This window comes from Kaistia adipata DSM 17808 (assembly GCF_000423225.1).
Taxonomy (GTDB): domain Bacteria; phylum Pseudomonadota; class Alphaproteobacteria; order Rhizobiales; family Kaistiaceae; genus Kaistia; species Kaistia adipata.
The window spans coordinates 1,450,870-1,469,827 of sequence record NZ_KE383991.1; the positions used below are offsets into that span (position 1 = coordinate 1,450,870).

19 protein-coding genes are annotated in these 18,958 nt (G+C 68.0%); 15 read left to right on the forward strand and 4 right to left on the reverse strand.

Features of this window, described 5'->3' with window-relative positions:
• Positions 1–5: 5 nt before the first annotated feature.
• On the reverse strand, positions 6–1,004 hold the full coding sequence (locus G539_RS0119635) for a substrate-binding domain-containing protein (protein WP_245576923.1): 999 nt from the start codon (positions 1,002–1,004) through the stop codon (positions 6–8).
• A 292-nt stretch (positions 1,005–1,296) separates the two neighbouring features.
• Between G539_RS0119635 and G539_RS0119640 the strand changes: the two genes are divergently transcribed.
• From G539_RS0119640 to G539_RS0119650, 3 genes are all read left to right on the forward strand, one after another.
• On the forward strand, positions 1,297–2,097 hold the full coding sequence (locus tag G539_RS0119640; protein ID WP_029076712.1) for an IclR family transcriptional regulator: 801 nt from the start codon (positions 1,297–1,299) through the stop codon (positions 2,095–2,097).
• A gap of 95 nt (positions 2,098–2,192) precedes the next feature.
• Positions 2,193–3,203, forward strand: a complete 1,011-nt coding sequence (locus G539_RS0119645; RefSeq protein WP_029076713.1) for a LacI family DNA-binding transcriptional regulator — start codon at positions 2,193–2,195, stop codon at positions 3,201–3,203.
• Positions 3,204–3,254: 51 nt separating this feature from the next.
• Entirely contained in the window at positions 3,255–4,154 is a 900-nt protein-coding gene (locus tag G539_RS0119650; RefSeq protein WP_035831620.1) for a sugar phosphate isomerase/epimerase family protein, read from the forward strand.
• 78 nt (positions 4,155–4,232) lie between these two features.
• Here the strand turns inward: G539_RS0119650 and G539_RS0119655 are convergent, their stop codons facing one another.
• Positions 4,233–4,853 carry a GntR family transcriptional regulator gene (locus tag G539_RS0119655; RefSeq protein ID WP_051231698.1) on the reverse strand — a complete coding sequence of 207 codons (621 nt, stop codon included), beginning with the start codon at positions 4,851–4,853 and terminating at the stop codon, positions 4,233–4,235.
• 512 nt (positions 4,854–5,365) lie between these two features.
• On the opposite strand from G539_RS0119655, the gene G539_RS0119660 reads away from it, so the two are divergent.
• The 12 genes from G539_RS0119660 (at position 5,366) to G539_RS0119725 (ending at position 17,558) form a co-directional block, all read left to right on the forward strand.
• Positions 5,366–6,148 (forward strand): SDR family oxidoreductase, encoded by a 783-nt coding sequence (locus tag G539_RS0119660; protein WP_029076716.1) that lies wholly within the window; start codon positions 5,366–5,368, stop codon positions 6,146–6,148.
• 29 nt (positions 6,149–6,177) lie between these two features.
• The gene (locus tag G539_RS0119670) at positions 6,178–7,311 is read left to right on the forward strand and encodes a pyridoxal phosphate-dependent aminotransferase (protein ID WP_029076717.1); all 1,134 of its coding nucleotides are present in this window, start codon (positions 6,178–6,180) and stop codon (positions 7,309–7,311) included.
• Positions 7,312–7,324: 13 nt separating this feature from the next.
• Positions 7,325–8,206: an alpha/beta fold hydrolase gene (locus G539_RS0119675; RefSeq protein WP_029076718.1), complete on the forward strand. Its 882-nt coding sequence runs from the start codon at positions 7,325–7,327 to the stop codon at positions 8,204–8,206.
• Positions 8,203–9,495, forward strand: coding sequence for a hydantoinase/carbamoylase family amidase (locus tag G539_RS0119680; protein WP_029076719.1), 1,293 nt, complete (start codon positions 8,203–8,205; stop codon positions 9,493–9,495). Before G539_RS0119675 ends, G539_RS0119680 begins: the two co-directional genes overlap by 4 nt.
• The gene (locus tag G539_RS0119685) at positions 9,492–10,997 is read left to right on the forward strand and encodes an aldehyde dehydrogenase family protein (RefSeq protein ID WP_210162832.1); all 1,506 of its coding nucleotides are present in this window, start codon (positions 9,492–9,494) and stop codon (positions 10,995–10,997) included. The genes G539_RS0119680 and G539_RS0119685 overlap by 4 nt, the downstream gene beginning before the upstream one ends.
• A gap of 29 nt (positions 10,998–11,026) precedes the next feature.
• A complete protein-coding gene (locus G539_RS25550; protein ID WP_051231820.1) occupies positions 11,027–11,854 on the forward strand; it encodes an ABC transporter ATP-binding protein in 828 nt (275 codons plus the stop codon).
• A complete protein-coding gene (locus G539_RS25555; protein WP_051231704.1) occupies positions 11,838–12,659 on the forward strand; it encodes an ABC transporter permease in 822 nt (273 codons plus the stop codon). The genes G539_RS25550 and G539_RS25555 overlap by 17 nt, the downstream gene beginning before the upstream one ends.
• A gap of 61 nt (positions 12,660–12,720) precedes the next feature.
• Positions 12,721–13,731, forward strand: a complete 1,011-nt coding sequence (locus G539_RS0119705; RefSeq protein WP_169516673.1) for an ABC transporter substrate-binding protein — start codon at positions 12,721–12,723, stop codon at positions 13,729–13,731.
• 74 nt (positions 13,732–13,805) lie between these two features.
• Positions 13,806–14,753 (forward strand): ABC transporter substrate-binding protein, encoded by a 948-nt coding sequence (locus tag G539_RS0119710; RefSeq protein WP_029076722.1) that lies wholly within the window; start codon positions 13,806–13,808, stop codon positions 14,751–14,753.
• Positions 14,747–15,898 carry an NAD(P)/FAD-dependent oxidoreductase gene (locus tag G539_RS0119715; RefSeq protein ID WP_029076723.1) on the forward strand — a complete coding sequence of 384 codons (1,152 nt, stop codon included), beginning with the start codon at positions 14,747–14,749 and terminating at the stop codon, positions 15,896–15,898. The genes G539_RS0119710 and G539_RS0119715 overlap by 7 nt, the downstream gene beginning before the upstream one ends.
• Positions 15,899–15,912: 14 nt before the next feature.
• The gene (locus G539_RS0119720; RefSeq protein ID WP_029076724.1) at positions 15,913–16,161 is read left to right on the forward strand and encodes a (2Fe-2S)-binding protein; all 249 of its coding nucleotides are present in this window, start codon (positions 15,913–15,915) and stop codon (positions 16,159–16,161) included.
• Positions 16,158–17,558, forward strand: coding sequence for an FAD/NAD(P)-dependent oxidoreductase (locus G539_RS0119725; protein WP_029076725.1), 1,401 nt, complete (start codon positions 16,158–16,160; stop codon positions 17,556–17,558). Before G539_RS0119720 ends, G539_RS0119725 begins: the two co-directional genes overlap by 4 nt.
• A gap of 21 nt (positions 17,559–17,579) precedes the next feature.
• Here G539_RS0119725 and G539_RS27225 read toward each other — a convergent pair whose 3' ends face one another.
• On the reverse strand, positions 17,580–17,756 hold the full coding sequence (locus G539_RS27225) for a hypothetical protein (RefSeq protein ID WP_156912051.1): 177 nt from the start codon (positions 17,754–17,756) through the stop codon (positions 17,580–17,582).
• Positions 17,757–17,956: 200 nt separating this feature from the next.
• Positions 17,957–18,943, reverse strand: a complete 987-nt coding sequence (locus G539_RS0119735; RefSeq protein ID WP_029076726.1) for an acetamidase/formamidase family protein — start codon at positions 18,941–18,943, stop codon at positions 17,957–17,959.
• Between the last annotated feature and the right edge of the window lie 15 nt (positions 18,944–18,958).

The window sequence follows — 18,958 nt, forward strand, 5'->3', positions numbered from 1 at the left end:
CCGACTTACTGCTGCGCCAGGAGCTTGGCGAAGAGTTCGCGGTCATACGGCGAGTAGATATAGCCGTCGGCCGGGAAATCCTTGGCGCGGGCCAGGTACTCGTCGATGTTGGAGTTGTCGATGATCGGCAGCGGCACCTTGACGAAGGCCGGCACGTCCTTGCCTTCCAGCGCCTGCACCGCCGTATAGGCCGCGAACGCGCCGAGCCAGTTCGGCTGCATCGTCGCCCAGCTCTTCAGGCCCTTTTCCTTCCAGAGCTCGAGGAACTGGCGGGCGTTCTCGCCGGTGATCGGCACCTGCTCGCGGCCCTGCTTGTCGAGCGCCAGAACGGCGCCGGCCGACAGCGCGCCACCGAAGGAGAGGATGCCGTCGATCTCGGGATTGGCGAAGAGCAGGCTGGTGACGGCCTCCTGCGCCGGGGCGACGTTGTAGGCGGTGTTGGTCTCGGCCAGGATCTGGATGTCCGGATTGGCCTTCAGCAGAGCCTCGCCGCCGGCGCGGCGATCGTCGCTGACCGAGACGCCGGCCGGGCCGTTCAGGATCAGGATCTTGCCCTTGCCGCCGAGCGCGTCGATCATGAACTTGGTCGCCTGCTCGCCCCACTGGGCCGAGTCGGTGTTGACCTTGGCGGTGACGTCGTTGCTGTCGACCAGGCTGTCGAAATTGATGATGGCGATGCCCTTGGCGCAGGCATCGGCCAGCACGCGCGCCGGCGCCGTCGACGAGCCGGCGATCAGGATGATCGCGTCGACATCGGCGTCGATCATCGACTGGATCTGCTGGATCTGGACGTTGGAATCGCCCTGCGCGTCGGTGACGACGAGCTTGTCGACCAGCCCTTCCTTCTTCAGCTGCTCGACCTCGGCCTCGATCGTGCCCTGCGTCTGCTTCATCCAGGTCGGCACGGAATAGATGTTGGCCCAGCCCAGCGTATAGGGGGCCTTGCGGTCGCCCTTGATGCAATTGGCGGCGGCATCGGCCTGGGAAATGCCCGCCGCGCTCATGACGAGGCCGAGTCCCAGCAAGCTTGCGGATGCAAAGAGAGAGGTCTTCTTCATCACGTTCCCCTGAAAGGTTATGCCGCGATGCGCTGAAAACAGGACATGTCAGTACAGCGCCGCCGACGACGCCGCATTCCCCTGCCAAGTGCCCCAGATTCTCCGCCCGGGCCCCATGCTTGTCCGATATACTGTACACCTTGCTTATATATCGGACAAAGACGAAGCTAGACCCAGTCCTCGAATCTTTCAAGCGTCTTGCAGACGCCAACCCGATACATGAACGAGCAGGCCTGACATGAGGGAAACGGCGCATCTCAACGAAACGCGGCAAGAGGCTGCGGCATCGACAGGGGGCGAGCGCAAGCGCGGCATCGACCGGGTGATCATTCTGCTGGAGGCCTTGCTCCGCCAGCGCGCGCCGATGCGGGTCGGCGACATCGCCCGCCTGATCGGCGCGCCGCGCTCGACCACCTACGAGATCGTCAACCGCCTGCTCGAGGCGGACATGCTGGAGACGGTGGGCGGCGACGGCCATGTCTATTTCGGCCGCGCCATGCATCTGTTCGGCTGGGCCTACAGCCATCACAACGCCCACTACCCGCGCATCGTCGAGGCGCTCGACCGGCTCGCCGCCGAGACGGGCGAGACGGCCCAGCTCTGCGCGCTGCGCGGCAACAAATATGTCGTGCTCGACTGCCGCGATTCGACCGGCCCGTTCCGGATTTCGAGCCAGGTCGGCGTCGAGGTGCCAATTCCGTGGACCGCGTCGGGCCGCTTGCTGCTGACGCATATGAGCGACGCGGCGGTGCGCGCCTTCGTGCCGGCCGAGGATTACCGCCTGCCGGACGGTCGCGTCATTCCGCAGGATGAATTCCTCGCCGATATCGCGCTGGCGCGCCGGCAGGGCTACAGCGAAAGCGCCGGCCTGGCCGACCGCTTCACCTGGTGTCTCGCCGCGCCGATCCGGGATGCGCGCGGCGGCGTCCCGCTGACGCTCTGCTTCGTCCTGCCGGTCGATACGCCGCAAGAACGTCGGCTGGCCCTGCTCGCGCAATTGCGCGAGCGGGCGGCGAGCCTCGACCTGACCGGCGAGTGACCCTGCGCCGAACGAGCGCGACCTTGCTAGGATGAAATCAACGAGATAAAACGATTTACGTAAATCGATTTATCCATCCTCAGCAGGCGTGATCCGTGCCCAAGAAGCCCGCTTCCATCCGCGACGTCGCCGAGCGCGCCGGCGTCTCGCCCGGCACCGTCTCGAACGTCCTGAATGGCAGCCGGCCGGTCAACGCGGCGCTGGCGGAGCGGGTGCGCGAAGCCGTCGAGGCGCTCGGCTACCAGGCAGACCGCGCCGCCGCCCTGCTCAGGACCGGCAAGGCGCGGATCATCGCGGTTCTGGTGCCCGATCTCGACAACCCGTTCTTCACCTCGCTGGTCTCGGCGATCGAAGCCTGCCTGCGCGACCAGGGCTACGAGATCATCGTCGCCAGCTCCAACGGCTCGGACGCGACGGAGCAATCCCGCCTCGCCGCGATCCTCGCCTGGCGACCGGCCGGGCTGGTGGTCGTCCCCTGCTCGGATTCCTTTGCCCCCCGCGCGCTGATCGAGCGGGCCCGCGTTCCCTATGTCATCGCCGACCGCATCACGCAGGATCCGACCGCCGACACGGTGTCGGTCGACAATTTCGACGCCGGCGCCATCGGCATGCGCCATCTCGTCGAGAACAGCCATCGCGCCATCCTGATCGCCGCCTCGGAGCTTCGCCTCGCCAACATGCGCGCGCGCTGCACGGGCGCCAACACGGTGCTCGACCAGCACGGCCTGCCGCCGGCGCCGGTGATCGAGGCCGGCGGCGACGCCGCCCTGGCCGCGACGCGGATCGGCGGCTGGCTCGATGCCCACCCGCACCCGACCGCCATCCTGGCGCTGACGAACTTCACCACGCTGGGCGCCCTCGCGGCGCTCGCCGAGCGCAACATCGCCATCCCGCACCAGATCTCGCTGATCGGCTTCGACGACTATGCCTGGATGCGGGCGCGGGCGACGCCGCTGACCGCGATCCGCCAGCCGGTGGAGGAGATCGGCGCGAAGATCTGGGAGCGCCTCAAGGCGCGGATCGAGGGCGAGGACAGCCGTCCCGTCCATGTCGCGCTGCGCTGCGAGCTGCATCAGCGCGCTTCGACGGCGCCCCCGGCAATCTAGGACAGGGTTCATCGGGGCCGACGGCCCCATTGGATTGGAAACGAGGGAGGAATGACCATGAAGAACAAGCTCGGCGTCCACGCGCAGGTCTGGGTCGGCGGCTGGAGCCATGGCGAGGCGGAGCGCGCCATCGCCAGCACCGCGTCGCTCGGCTACGACTACATCGAGGCTCCGGCCCTCGATCCGTCGCGGATCGACATCCCCTTCACGGTGAAGGCGCTGGAAAAGCACGGCATCGGCATCACGACGTCGCTCGGCCTCGACGACAGCTGCGACATCTCCTCGGGCGACGCCGACAAGAAGGCGCGCGGCGAGGCGCAGCTGATGAAGGTGGTCTCGACGACGCGCGACCTCGGCGGCACCCACATCACCGGCATCCTCTATTCCGGCTTCCAGAAATACTTTACGCCAGCCACGCCCGACGGCGTCGCCGGCGCCGTCGAGGTGCTGCGGCGGGTGGCGGAGGAAGCCGCCAAGAGCAACATCACGCTCGGCCTTGAGGTGGTGAACCGCTACGAGACAAACGTCATCAACACGGCCGCCCAGGGCGTCGAGCTCTGCAAGCGCGTCGGCATGCCGAACGTGAAGGTGCACCTCGACTGCTACCACATGAACATCGAGGAAGCCGACGCCGAGCGCGCCATCATCGAGACCGGCGACTATCTCGGCTACTTCCACACCGGTGAATCGCACCGCGGCTATCTCGGCACCGGCTCGATCGACTTCACGAAGATCTTCCGCGGCCTGGTCAAGGCCAACTACCAAGGCCCGATCTGCTTCGAATCCTTCTCCTCCGCCGTCGCCGGCGAGCCGCTTTCCGGCATTCTCGGCATCTGGCGCAATCTCTGGACGGATTCGACCGATCTCTGCCGCCACGCCATGCAGTTCACGCAGGCGCAGATGAAGGCGGCCGAGGAAGCCCAGGCGATCCGCACCGGCGCCGACTGGTAGTCGGAACCGGCCCCGGACACGGCCCGATCCTTGCGAACCGGCGCGGAGCTCAGCTTCCGCGCCGGCCTATCGAGGCGCCTAAGCGCCGGTCTCGAACATGGCGGTGATGTCATCGCGGAGCGTCACGAGATGCTGCCGCATCGCCCTGCCCGCTTCCGCCTCATCCATGCTGAAAATCGCGTCAACGATCTCGCGGTGTTCCCGGTTCGATTTGCCGATCAGGCCGGGATGATAGGTCACGCGGTGGCGATAGGCGTCCAGACGCTGCCGCAGGCTGGTCGTCTGAGCGATCAGGAATTCATTGTGGCTGGCGCGATAGATCGCGTCGTGCAGGCCGCCATTGGCGTCATAGAAGGCGCGTGGGTCGTCATTGTTGACGGGATCCTCGCAGCGCGCCTGCCAGTCCGCGATCCGCTGCCGGTCCTCCAGCGTGTGCCGCCGCGCCGCGAGGGCGGCGCAGGACGATTCGAGGATCGCCATCACCTCGAACATCTCGATCAGCGCCTTCAGCGACAAGGCTGCGACATAGGCGCCCTGATGCGGTCGAAGCTCGACCAGATTGGCCGAGGCGAGCGCCTGGAACGCCTCCCGCACCGGCGTGCGGGACAGCCCGAACCGCGCCGCGATCTGCGTTTCGTCGAGCTTCTCGCCCGGGCGCAGCCGCCCCGTCAGGATCTCTTCCTCAAGCTGAAGGCGCAAGCTCTCCGCTCGCGTGCGGGAGGCAGGCAATGGAAGCGGAGACGTCACGTGGATGAACCCGGGTTCGAGGGCGCGGCGAACCAGGAGAGCCTCGCGCTCCTTGGCCTGCCCGACGCGAAATCCGGCCCGAGGCGCCGGCGCTTGTCAAGATGCCGGGCCCGCGCCGCGGGCGTCCGGCGGCGCGGGTCCGATTGGCGTAATTGATACAGGGCTGAGCCGCGACCCGGCGGCGGATGGATCGGAAAGGCGAGGCTGAAACGGACGTCCATCGGCAATCTGGGCTTCTCAAAAAACTGGTTGCGTCCATTCCATACAATGCTAACGTCATTGCATGCAATAATCCGATAAAGCATACAAAACGGATAATTTGCGGGGAACGGACAGACTTACGTCGTTGATTTGGTTTTGATTTCGTCGCCACGGGCGGCGATCTCCGCTGGTGCACGCCTGCACTCGACGACATCCAGGATCCATTCCTCGCGCACCATGTTCGACGAAGGGTGGATCAGTTTATGAAGCTTGAACTAGAGGGAAAGAGCGTCCTGATCACGGGCGCTTCCAAGGGCATCGGCCTGTCGACGGCGCGCGCCTTCGCCGCCGAAGGATGCTCGCTGCATCTGGCGGCGCGCTCGAAGCCTGAGCTGGAAGCCAACCGCGACAGCATCATGGGCGAGTTCGGCGTCGACGTTCAGGTCCATGCCGGCGATCTCTCGGACACGGCCGTCCTCGACAAGCTTGGCGCGGCCTGCGCCGATGTCGACATCCTCGTCAACAATGCGGGCGATATTCCCGCCGGCGACATCGTGTCGGTTTCGGACACCGCCTGGCGCAAGGGCTGGGACCTCAAGGTCCATGGCTACATCTATCTGACCCGCCTGCTCTATCCGCGCATGCAGGCCCGCGGCAGCGGCGTCATCGTCAACGACATCGGCAATTCCGGCGAGAACTGGGACGCCAACTACATCGCCGGCGCCTCCGGCAACGCCAGCCTGATGGCGTTCACCCGCGCGCTGGGCGGCGTCAGCCTCGACCACGGCGTCCGTGTCGTCGGCGTCAATCCCGGCCCCGTCGCCACCGACCGCATGATCAAGATGATGAAGCGCCGGGCAACCGACTGGTACGGCGACGACAGCCGCTGGGAAGAGCTGAACGACAAATATCCGGGCAAGCGCCCGGCGACGCCCGAGGAAGTGGCGGACCTGATCGTCTTCCTGTCCTCGGTCCGGGCCGGCTACATCACCGGCACCATCGTCACCATCGACGGCGGCATCGCCTCCCGTCGGTCGATCATCTGACCGCGCCGGATCACAGGAGGCCATTCCCCATGCAGCCCTTCGAACGGCGCAACGAGCACTTCGATCGCCTGGTCGCCAATCCCGATCTCCGGTGGATGGGCCAGAACACCAACCACTATCCCGCCCATCCGGATGTGCGCCGGGCGATGGTCGACTGCATCGAGAACGACCAGTTCCACGCCTATGCGCCGCCGGCCGGCCTCGAGGAACTGCGCCAGCTGATCCTCGACGATCTCGGCCTTGAGGGCCTGTCGCCGATCGTCACGGATGGCGCGGTCTCGGGCCTCTACCACCTGGTCAGGACGCTCTGCGGCCCCGGTGACGAATTCGTCACCACCGACCCGACCTGGGCCTGGCCGATGGCCTTCGCCAGGGCCGCCGGCGCCGACGTCATCCAGATCCCGATCTATGGCGAGGAGCATGGCTACCGGCTGGCGCCGGAACGGCTGCGCGCCGCCGTGACCGAGCGGACCAAGGTCATCTACATCGTCGATCCCAACAATCCGCTCGGCACCTGCTGCACGGCGGAGGAGATCGAGGCGATCGCGGCGATCGCCCGCGAGGCCGGCGCCTATCTGATCCACGACAGCACCTATCGCGACTTCGCCTATGAGCATCATCTCGCGGCCAAGCACTATCCCGAGCGCACCATCACCGTGTGGAGCTTCTCGAAATGGCTGGGCTTCGCCGGCCTGCGCGTCGGCGCGCTGATTGCGCATCCGGAAGTCGCGGCGAAGCTCGCGGCAGCGCCTCCGAACAATCTCGGCTCCAGCATCCTGGCCCAGCGCGGCGCCATCGCCGGGCTCAAGGTGAAGAAGGAGTGGTTCGCCAACGTGCTCGCCTCGCAGCGCCGCAACCAGCAGCGCGTCAAGGAAGCCGCCGAGGCGATCCCCGGCCTGCACGTGCCGGTCTATCCCTCGAACGGCAACTTCCTGATCATCGAATGCGACAAGGCCGGCATCCGGCCGGAGGCGATCGTCGCGGCGCTCGACCGTCACAACATCCAGATCCGCCACGGCAGCTACCACACCAAGGCGTTCGGCGACCGGTTCGTGAAGGTCAGCGTCACCGTGCCGGAAGAATGGGTCGACGAATTCTGCCAGTTCCTGCCGCAGGCCGTCGAAGAGGCGCGCGGCATGAACATGCCGATCGAGCTGTTCTGAGCGGAGCCGGACCATGCCCTTCATCACCGCCAGCGACGGCGTCCAGCTGCATGCGGAAGAGGCCGGCAGCGGCACGCCGCTGATCTTCGTCCACGAGTTCGGCGGCGATCACCGCAGCTGGGAACCGCAAATGCGGTTCTTCGCCCGGCGCCATCGCTGCATCACCTTCGCCGCGCGCGGCTATCCGCCGTCCGATGTGCCGACGGATCTGGAATCGTACTCGCAGGCCCGCGCCGCGCAGGACATCGCCGACGTCCTGACCGGTCTCGGCATCGACAAGGCCCATGTCGTCGGCCTTTCCATGGGGGGCTTCGCCGCGCTGCATTTCGGTCTCGACCATGGCGCCCGCGCCCTGTCGGTCACGGCCGCCGGCACCGGCTATGGCGCGGAGCAGGAGCACGAGGCGTATTTCCGCGGCGTATCGGAGAATGTCGCGCAGAACTTCCTCTCGCAGGGCAGCCGCGCCTTCTCCGAGATCTACGCCGCCGGCGCGTCGCGCGTGCAGTTCCAGAACAAGGACCCGCGCGGCTGGAGCGAGTTCCGCGACCGGCTTGGCGAGCACTCGGCAGAAGGCGCTGCCAACACGATGCGCGGCGTCCAGAGCCGCCGTCCCTCGCTCTACGCACTGGAAGAACGCTTCCGGCAGATGCAGGTCCCGACGCTGGTCATGGTCGGCGACGAGGATGATCACTGCCTGCAGCCCGGCATCTTCCTGAAGCGGACGATCCCGGCCTGCGGCCTGCTCGTCCTGCCCAAGTCTGGCCATACGCTGAACCTCGAGGAACCGGCCGCCTTCAACGCGGCGCTGGCCGAGTTTCTCGCCATGGTCGAGGCCGGCGCCTGGGCCCCGCGCGACGCGCGCGCCGATCCAACCCAGATCATGCGCACCAAATGACCGAGCTCGCCGCCCCCATCCAGCGTCTCGACGCGCATGTCAGCCGGGATCGCCTCTGGTCGCGCCACATGGCGCTCGCCCACCATGGCGCTTTCGGCGAGACCGGCGTCAACCGGCAGGCGCTGTCGGCCGAGGACATCGCGGCGCGCGCCGAGCTGGTGCGCTGGGGGCGCGAGATCGGGCTCGAGCCGGCGGTCGATCCGATCGCCAATTTGTTCCTGCGCCTGCCCGGCCGTGAGCCGGAACTGCCGCCGGTATTGATCGGATCGCATATCGACAGCCAGCCGACCGGCGGCCGTTTCGACGGCGCCTTCGGCGTGCTCGCCGCGCTGGAAGCGCTGGAGGCCATGGTCGAGGCCGGCATCCGGCCCCGTCGCTCGGTCGAGCTGGTGGCCTGGACCAACGAGGAAGGGTCCCGCTTCGCGCCGGGCATGATGGGCTCCGCCGCCTTTTCCGGAGCGCGAGCGCTCGCAGACATCGTCGCGCTGAAGGATCCGGACGGCGTTCGCGTGGCGGAGGCCCTTGACGCCGTCGCCGCTGCGGAAGCGGAGCTGCCGCGCCGCCCGCTCGGCTTCGCCGTCGCCGCCTATGTCGAGCCGCATATCGAGCAGGGTCCGATCCTGGAGGCGGCCGGCATCCCGATCGGCATCGTCAGCGGCATCCAGGGCAAGCGGACCTTTCGCGTCGAGATCGACGGCGCCGAGGCGCATGCGGGCACCGCCCCGCACAGCGGCCGCCGCGACGCGCTCATGACGGCCGTCGACACGCTGGCGGCGCTCCGGACGACGCTCCATGACGATGATGACGTCACCCGCTTCACGGTCGGCCGGTTCACCGTGTCGCCGAATGCGCCCTCCGTCGTTCCGGGCCGCGTCGTGTTCTCGATCGATCTCCGTCATCCGGACGCCGCGACGTTGCAACGGCTTGGCGACGCCGTGGCGCCGACCTGCCGCGCCGCGGCCGGGTCGTGTCAGGTCGGGGTGACGGAATTGCTGCACGACCAGCCGCTCGAGTTCTCCGCCGGCCTTCGCGCCGTGATGCGGACGCTCGCCGGCGAACTCGAACTGTCCCGGCAGGACATCGCCTCCGGGGCCGGACACGACGCGCGCCATCTCGCGCCGCTCTGCCCGGCCGGCATGATCTTCATCCCCTGCCGGGGCGGCGTCAGCCACAACGAAGCCGAATATGCAGCCCCCGACGATCTCCATGCCGGCGCCAGGCTCCTGGCCGCGACCGCGCTCTGGTTCGCCGAGGCATCCGATGACGAATTGAAGGAGATGTGCCGGTGACGACAGCCACGGACCCGCAGGTCCAGCACTACGACCTCCACTATGGCGGCGCCTGGCAAAAGCCGCTCGGCGGCAACCGCCTCGAGGTCCGCAGCCCGGCCAGCCGGACGCTGCTCGCCACCGTGCCGGATGCCGGCGATGCCGATGTCGCCGCCGCCGCCGCCGCGGCACAGGCCGGCTTCGAAACCTGGCGTGCGATCGATCCGTTCGAGCGCGCCCGCCACCTGCGCGCGCTCGGCGAGCTCATCCGCTCGCGCACTGGCGAACTGGCGGAACTCGAATCCGCCGTCACCGGCCGGCCGATCCGCGAGATGCGCGCCCAGATGGGCCGCATTCCGGAGTGGCTCGACTATTTCGCCTCGATCGCGCTGGGCCTCGAAGGGGAATCGAACCAGGTCAAGGGCGGGCTCGTCACGCTCACCCATTACGAGCCGCTCGGCGTCTGCGCCCTGCTGACGCCGTGGAACCACCCGATCCTGATCCTGGTGAAGAAGTTCGCGGCGGCGCTGGCGGCCGGCAACACCTGCCTGGTCAAGCCGTCGGAACTGGCGCCGGTCTCGACGCTGCTCTTCGCCGAATGGTGCCGCGAGGCGGGTCTGCCGGCCGGCGTCATCAACGTCGTCACCGGCGGCGGCGCGACCGGAGCCCGCATCTGCGCCGAGCCGCTGGTGCAGCGCATCGACTTGACCGGCGGCACGGCGACCGGCCGGCGAGTCGCCGCTGCCGCCGGCGAGCGCCTGGTGCCCTGCACGCTGGAGCTCGGCGGCAAGGCGCCGATCCTCGTCTTCGACGACGTCGACATCGATGAAGCGGCGGCGGGAGCCGCTTTCGCCGCCTTCGTCGCCTCGGGGCAGACCTGCGTATCGGCGACCCGCTTCATCGTCGCCGCGCCGATCTACGAGCGCTTCCTCGACGCCCTGAAACGCCGCGCCGAACGGCTTCTCGTCGGCGATCCGGCCGATCCGCGCACCGACATGGGCCCTGTGATCTCTGCCGTATCGCGCGCCCGCGCCAACGAGCACATCGCGGCGGCGACGGCGGAAGGCGCCCGGCTCGTTTCCGGCGGAAGGCCCCCGGACCTGCCCGCGCTCTTCGCCGACGGCTTCTATGTCGCGCCGACGATCTTCGCCGACGTCCGGCCCGAGATGCGCCTGTTCCGCGAGGAGGTCTTCGGTCCCGTCGTGGCGGTGACCCCGTTCCAGGACGAGGCCGAGGCGCTGGCGCTCGCCAATGACAGCCCCTTCGCGCTCGGCGCCGCGATCTGGACGCGCGACGTCGCCCGCGCCCATCGCCTGGCCGGCAAGGTCAAGGCCGGCGTCGTCTGGATCAACGACCATCACAAGAACGATCCGCGCTCGATCTGGGGCGGACATGGCGAGAGCGGCTACGGCAAGGAAAACGGCTGGGACGCCCTCAAGAGCTATCTGCGCAAGCGGAGCGTCGTGGTCCGGACCAATCCCGGTTTCGACGACTGGTTCGGTGGCGGGGCACGGTACGGATGAGAACGGAATCAAGGATGACAGGCGGCGCCATGACATCGACAGCAAAGGGCGTCGCGCCGGCAGGCGGACAGGCGCAGGTGGTCTTCGACGGCATCGACGTGGCCTATGCCACGGGCCGCGACAAGATCGTCCATGCGCTCGACGACATTCATCTGACGCTCGGCGAGGGCGAGTTCGTCTCGCTGATCGGCCCCTCGGGCTGTGGCAAGAGCACGTTGCTGCGCGTCGCCTCCGACATCATCACGGCGCGCAAGGGCATCTGCTCGGTCGGTGGCCGGACGCCGCGCACCGCCCGGCTGAAGCGCGAGATCGGCTTCGTCTTCCAGGACTCGGCCCTGCTCGAATGGCGCGATGTCCTGCAGAACGTCGCCCTGCCGCTCGAGATCGAGGGCATGGGCCGTCGCGAACGCGAGAGCCGCGCCCGCGAGCTGATCGCGACCGTCGGCCTGAAGGGGTTCGAGAACGCCTTCCCGCGCCAGCTCTCCGGTGGCATGCGCCAGCGCGCCTCGATCGCCAGGGCGATGTCGACCTCGCCCAAGCTGCTGCTGATGGACGAGCCGTTCGGCGCGCTCGACCAGATCACGCGCGACCGGCTGAACCTCGAACTGCTCGAACTGTCGCAGCGCGAGCGGATGACGGTCCTGTTCGTCACCCACTCGATCCGCGAGGCGATCCTGCTGTCGGACCGCGTCGTGGTGATGACGCCGCGACCGGGCCGCATCAAGCGGATCCTCGACATCGACCTGCCGCGCCCGCGGCAGCTCTCCGTCCGCGATTCCGCGGCCTTCCAGGCACTCGCACGCCTCGGCGTGGCCGAACTCGAGCAGGGCTACGAAGTTCATGACACAGACCACTGAAGTCCTGCCCCCGCAAGCGCCGTCCCGCCTCTCGGGCTTCGTCAGCGAGGCGCTGCCGCCGACGCTGACCTTCATCGCGATCATCGCGGTCTGGCAGGCCGGGGTCACCTGGGCCGGCACGCCGGCCTATATCCTGCCGTCGCCGAGCCGGATCTGGCAGGCGCTGTGGGCCGGTGGCGGCTCGATCTTCTACCATTCCGGCGTGACCATGGTGGAGGCCGTCGCCGGCTTCCTCCTCGGCTCGATGATGGGCGTGATCCTGGGAACGGTCTTCGCCTATTCGCGCCTCGTCACCCGCAGCCTGATGCCCTTCATCATCGCCGCCAACACGATCCCGGTCGTTGCCATCGCGCCGATCATCATCCTGTGGTTCGGCAACGGCCTCGTCTCGAAGATCGCGGTGACGGCCTTCCTCTCCTTCTTCCCGCTCGCCCTCAACATGATGAAGGGCCTGCAGTCCTATGACCGCACCGTGATGCAGGTGTTCCACGTCGCGGCGGCCACCGACGTGCAGCGCTTCCTGAAGATGCGCCTGCCGAGCTCGCTGCCCTATGTCTTCGTCGGCCTGAAGCTGAACGTGACCTTCTCGGTCATCGGCGCGATCGTCGCGGAGTTCGTCCAGGCCGATCGGGGTCTCGGCTTCGTCATCATGGCCGCCTACCGCACGCTGAACATGCCGCGCCTCTGGGCCGCCATGCTGATGTCGGCGGTCATCGGAATCGTCTTCTTCGCAATCGTCGCCCTGCTCGAGCGCTGGCTGATCCCCTGGCACAGCTCGATCCGGGACGACGCCAAGACCGGCTGATCACGGCCAAAGAGAAAACAAGACCGGCAAACGGCTTATCTCCAGAGCAAGGAAAAACATGATGACGACTTGGACAAGCAAGTTCGCCGGGGCGGCCTTCGCCGCCGCCATGGCTATCCCGATGGCGGCCCACGCGGAAGACACGCTGCGCCTCGAATGGTTCGTGCAGGGCCAGTTCGCAGGCCCGATCGTCGCCTACGACAAGGGCTACTACAAGGAAGCCGGCATCGACCTGAAGTTCCTGCCGGCCGGCCCCGACATCAAGCCGGCCGTCACCGTCGCCCAGGGCCTCGACACTTTCGGCCTCGGTCATCCCAACCAGGTCATCACGGCGCGCAGCAACGGCGTGCCGCTGGTGATGGTGCTGCAGGTCGGCCAGCGCAGTTCCAGCACCTACATCGCCCGCAAGGACAGCGGCATCGCCCGCGCCGAGGACATGCCGGGCCACAGCGCCGGCCTCTGGTTCGGCGGCGACGAGCACGAGTTCCTGGCGATGCTCGGCGCGGCCAAGGTCAACGTCAACGACGTCAAGATCATCCCGCAGGCCTATGACATCGTCGGCTGGCTCAACAAGGACTACGACGTCATGCAGGTGACGTGGTTCAACGAGCTGCTGCAGGTCTACGAGCAGGGCTACAAGAAGGAAGACCTGACCTTCCTCGATCCGGCTCAGTATGGCGTCGAAATGATCGGCAACGGTGTCTTCACCACCGAAGACACCATCAAGAACCATCCCGAGAAGGTGCAGGCCGTGGTCGACGCGACGATGCGCGGCTGGCAGGAGGCCCTGGCCGATCCGGCCGCCGCCGCCGACATCGTGCTCAAGTACAATGACGAGCCGAAGCGCGACCAGCAGATCGCCCAGATCGAGGCGATGGGCATGGTGATGTGCGCCGGCCCGACGCTCGAGGGCAAGTTCGGCCTGTCGCGCCTGGAGGCCTGGCAGACGATCCAGAAGGTGCTGCTCGCCGCCAACCTGATCGAGAGCGAGATCCCGCTGGAGGAAGGCTTCACCAACGCCTTCTGGGACAAGGCGCCCGCCGCCAGCAAGTCGATCGCCTGCAAATCCTAATGTCATCACGGGGCGCCCCTTCGGGCGCCCCGTTCCCCACCGCCTGTCCAGCCAGCCAGCAAGAAGACGCCACCATGACCCCGATCCGCATTCGCCTTCTCTGGCAGCCCCAAGCGCAATTCGCCGGCTATCTCCTGGCCCAGCATGCCGGGATCGCCGCCCGGCGCGGCATCGCGCTCGAATGCGTGCCACTCGATTTCTCGCTCGGCGGGATCGAGGCGGTCCTGCGGGGCGAGAGCCAGCTCGCCGTGACCAGCCCGTCGCACCTGGTCGAAAGCCGGGCGCCGGACCAACTGTCCCTGCTGCTCGCCATCCAGCAGGAAAGCCCGCTCGTCTATCCGGTCCGCCGGGCCGACGGCATCGAAACCGTGCAGGATCTCGCCGGCTGCCGCATCGCCGTCTGGCCGGGCGAGGAAGATCTCGAGATCCGCTGGATGCTGCACCGCGCCGGCGTCGACACCAGCGGCATCCGCCGCGTGCCTGTCCCCGACACGGTCGACGCCTTCGCCAGCGGCGAGGCCGATTGCGCCCAGATGACCGGCTATCACGAGGCCCACGAGCTCGAGCATCGCCTCGCCGAACTCGGCCAGACCTCGGCCGACGCACTCGTCTGGTTCCGCGCCTCCGACCATGGCGCCAGCCTGCTCAAGGACGGCCTGGTCGCGCAGAAGGACTGGATCGCGACCCATCCGGATATCGTCCAGGCCGTGGTCGACAGTATCCTGGAAGGCTGGACGCTCGCTTTCGATGACCCGGAAGCCGCCGTAGCACTTTGCAGCCGGCTTCGTCCCGACATGACGCGCGAACAGCAGGCGAGCCAGCTCGCCGATATCCGCGCCCTGTCGGTCCAGGGCGCCACCCTGACCGAAGGGCTCGGCTATCCGGACCGCGAACATGTCGTACGGGCGCTGGCGGCGCTCCGCGACGTCGAAGGTCACGCGCCCGCCGTCGAACCCGACGACGTCGTCGACGCGCGCTTCTGGCAGGCGGCGCCCGCCGCCGCGCGGCGCACGTCATGGTGAAGACGGTCGACGCCATCGTCATCGGCGGCGGCATCGTCGGCGCCATGACGGCGGCGACCCTGGCGCGCCGGGGCCTCGCCGTGCACCTGCTCGAACGCGGCGCCTTCGGCGGCGCCGTCTCGGGCGGCAGCCTCGCCTGCATCAACGCGCACATGAACTCGCTCGACGAGCTCGAAACGCTGAAATGGTGCGGCGACGCATGGGCCGGGCTCGACGATAGGCTCGGCCATTCTTTCGAGTACAACCGCAGCGGCAAGATCACCTTCATCCTGCGCCAGGCCGATGTGGCGCGGGCCGAAGCGTGGATCGCGGCCGAGACGCCGCGCGGTGTCGCCGCCCGCCTGCTGACGCCGGCCGAGGTGCGGGACGTCGAGCCCGGGCTGACCGGGCCGATCGTCGCCGCCACCTGGCATCCCGAGGCGGCCACCGTGAACCCGTTCTTCGCGGTCCGCGCGATGCTCGCGGATGCCGCCGACCACGGCGCGACGATGGCGTCGCACACCGCCGTCGACCGAATCCTCGTCCAGAACGGCAAGGTCAGGGGCGTCGCGACCGCGACCGGTACCGTCGAGGCGCCGCATGTCGTCATCGCCGCCGGTCCGTGGACCGCGGACGTTGCGGCGACGGCAGGCGTCACCCTGCCGATCGTGCCGCGCAAGGCCCAATGCCTCGCCACCACGGCGCAGCCGCCGACCATCCTGCGAGTCATCGGCGCCTGTGAGTCCGACGGCGGCATCGAGGCGGGCTACACGCAGATCCAGCAGGCCAGGAGCGGGCAGATCCTGTTCAACACCGTCCTGTCCGGCGGACAGGGCGACCCGAGCGGACGCAATGCCGTGCCCGAGGTCGACCGCCGCTTCGTCTTCGATTCGATCGAGATGCTGATGCACCTCTTCCCCGCCACGCGCGGCATCGAGCTGATGCGTTCCTGGGTCCGCTACGAGGCCGTGACCCCGGACGACCGTTTCGTCATCGGCCCGGCAGGGCCGGAAGGGCTGCTGATCGCGGCAGGCGATGGCGGCACCGGCTTCGTCCGTTCGCCGGCGATCGCCGAAATCATCGCCGACCGGATCGAGGGCCGGGAATCCCACTTCCGGACCGACATCTACGCCCCCTCGCGCTTCGACGCGCTCGTTGAGCCGTGAGGTAGGAGAAAGCCATGGCAGCCACTGTGAGGCTCATCGTCAACGGCAAGGCGATCGACGCACCCGAGGGCATCAGCGTCGGCGCGCTCCTTCATGCGCGCAATGGCGCGGTCTTGCGCCAGACGCAGCACGGCGCGCCGCGCGGCCTGTTCTGCGGCATGGGCGTCTGCTTCGACTGTCTCGTCAAGGTGGACGGGCGGCCGAATGTGCGCGCCTGCATGACGCTGGCCCGGGACGGCATGATCGTGGAGATACCGGCATGACGACGCTTCGCCCCGACATCCTGATCGTCGGCGCCGGACCGGCCGGATTGTCGGCGGCCCTTGCCGCCCGCCAGGCCGGCGCCACCGTGCATGTGATCGACCAGTTCCCGACCGCCGGCGGCCAGTACTGGATGCAGCCGCCGTCCGTGGCCGCCGAACAGAAGACGACGCAGAGCGCCGAGGGCGCCGCCGCCATCGCGGCGATGCGGGCGGCCGGCGCGGTCTGCCATCTCGGCACCGAGGTCTGGGGCGCGTTTCCCGACCTGACCATCTGCGCGGTGCAGAATGGCGAGCCGCTCGTCTTCGCGCCCCGCGCCCTGATCGTCGCGACCGGCGCGCATGATCGGGTCATTCCCTTCCCGGGCTGGACACTGCCCGGCGTGATGACGGCCGGCGCCGGCCAGCGCCTCGCCAAGACATCGGGCGTGGCGGCGGGGAGCCGGATCGTACTCGCCGGCAGCGGCGCGTTCCTGCTCGCCGTGCGGGGCGCCATCGCCAAGGCGGGCGCCGACATCATCGCCCATGTCGAGGCGCGCGGCCCGAGCCTCGCGATCGCCCGCCTGCTGCTGGGTCATCCCGAACGCTGGGGCGAGGCCTGGAAGCTGATGCGGCCGCTCTTGGCCAGGCGTGAGACCTTGCGTCTTGGCCACATCGTCACCGAAGCGCTCGGCCAGGATCGTGTCGAGGCGGCGCGGATTGCCCCGATTGCCTCCGATGGCGAGATCGACAGACGGCGCAGCCAGACGATCGGCGGCATCGATGCGCTTCTGGTCGGCTACGGCTTCCGGCCGTCGATCGAGCTGACTTCACTGCTGCGCTGCAAGCACGCCTTCGACGACGCGCGTGGCGGCTGGTACTGCGAAATCGACCGCGCGACGGGCAGGACCTCGGTCGCCGGCGTCTATGCGGCTGGTGAAATCACCGGCATCGCCGGCTCGATGCCCGCGCGCCTCGCCGGCGAAATCGCAGGCCTCGCCGCCGCCGCCGATCTCGGCTTCGCGGCCCATACCGACCGCGCCGACCTCCTGCGCCGGCTCGCCCGGGCACGCGGTTTCGCCGAGGGCCTCAATGCCGCCTTTGCGCCGATGCCCGCCTTCGACACGCTGGCGACCGACGCAACCCTGCTCTGCCGCTGCGAGGAGGTCACCAAGGGCGAGGTGATGGCGGCGATGCAGTCCGGCGCGTCGTCCGCCTATGCGGCGAAGCTCTGGACCCGCGCCTGCATGGGCCGTTGCCAGGGCCGTATCTGCGGCTGGGGCATCGCCCATATCATGGCGGCGGCCACGGGCCGCGATCCGGCCGAACTCGGCGTCAACCAGCCTCGCATCCCGATCCGGCCCGTGCCGATCGAGATCGCGGCGACGGCGCTTGATCCGGGCCGCGACGCCGCGGCGTGAGCCGTCGCCTCGAAAGCGCGGCTATCCCGGGCCGATGTCGATGCCCTTGGTATTGGGATCCGGCAGAGAGCCGGTGCCGGGCGTCTTGTCGTAGTCGGTCAGGTCGGGGCGCGCATGCGGTCCCTCCGGTGGCATCGGCGGGGTCTGGCTGGGCGTCTTTTCCTTCGGCTGCTTGCCCGCGTCCTTGGCGTCCGCCATGCGAAATCTCCTTTCGCCCCTCAGCACAGTCAACGCCGGCACGACCGAATTGTTGCGGGGACCGCCCGAAACGAAGCTTCAAAAGCGGAACGGCGCCGCGCTGCCGCGCGACGCCGTCTCCAGTCGTCCGAGAACTCGACCTCTCTTGTACGGTCGCGTCTTACTCACGCGAACCGGTACCCGCTTCGCTCGAAAACGCCCTAGACCAGGTACGACTTCAGGATCGAGGCGCCGAGCGTGTATTTCGGGTCGACCATGTTGCCGACGCGGACGCGGCCGCACTGGGTCAGCAGCATATAGGCCTCCATCTCGTCGAAGCCGTAGTCGGCCGCCATCCAGCGAACCAGATCGCGATAGGCTATGCGGGCCGCGTCTTCCATGGGACGGCTGGAGCCGATCGACATGATGAACTCGCTCGTCTCGAGCCGCGGCCACTTGATCGACCAGCCCTTGATCAGGTCAACCTGCACCGTCGTCACGGTCGGATGCTCGATGGCGACGCCGCAAAGCTCGCCGTCGCCCTGCGCCGCGTGGCAGTCACCGAGATAGAGCAGCGCGCCCTTGGTGTTGACCGGCAGGTAGATCACGGAATCGACGCCGACATCCGGCAGGTCCATGTTGCCGCCGTAATAGTCCGGCTGCAGCGCCGAGATCGCCTCGATCTCCGGCGAGGTGCCGATCGTGCCGATGAACGGCTCGTAGGGCAGCGTGATCTTGTCGTTCCACTTCGTGCCGTTCTCATCGATGTGGAGCTTCTTGACCCGCTCCGGCAGCGGCGCGTTCAGCATGGCGGTGTCGCCGGTCGGCACCAGACCGCCGAAGTCCGGCATGATCACCGTGGTGCCGCGCGGCTGTTCTCCGCGCGGAACGATGCTCTTGATGTAGACGGCGAGCGTGTCGCCCTTCTCGGCGCCATTGACGAAGATCGGGCCGTTCTGCGGGTTCAGGAACGGGAAGTTCAGGATCTCGGACGGCTTGTCGGTCTCGTGCCGGATCTGCCCCTCGAACGCGTCGTGCGTCTCGGCCGAAACGACGGCGCCGGGATCGACCGTCAGGACCGGCTCCACATAGGGACCGTAGACATAGTGGTACTTGCCCTGATCCGCCTCGGTGATCGAATGGGTCGACCCCACCTGCCCCTTGGCGAGACCCTTGCGGGCCATGATGGAATCCGCGAGCCACGACATCGTTTTCTCCTTGTT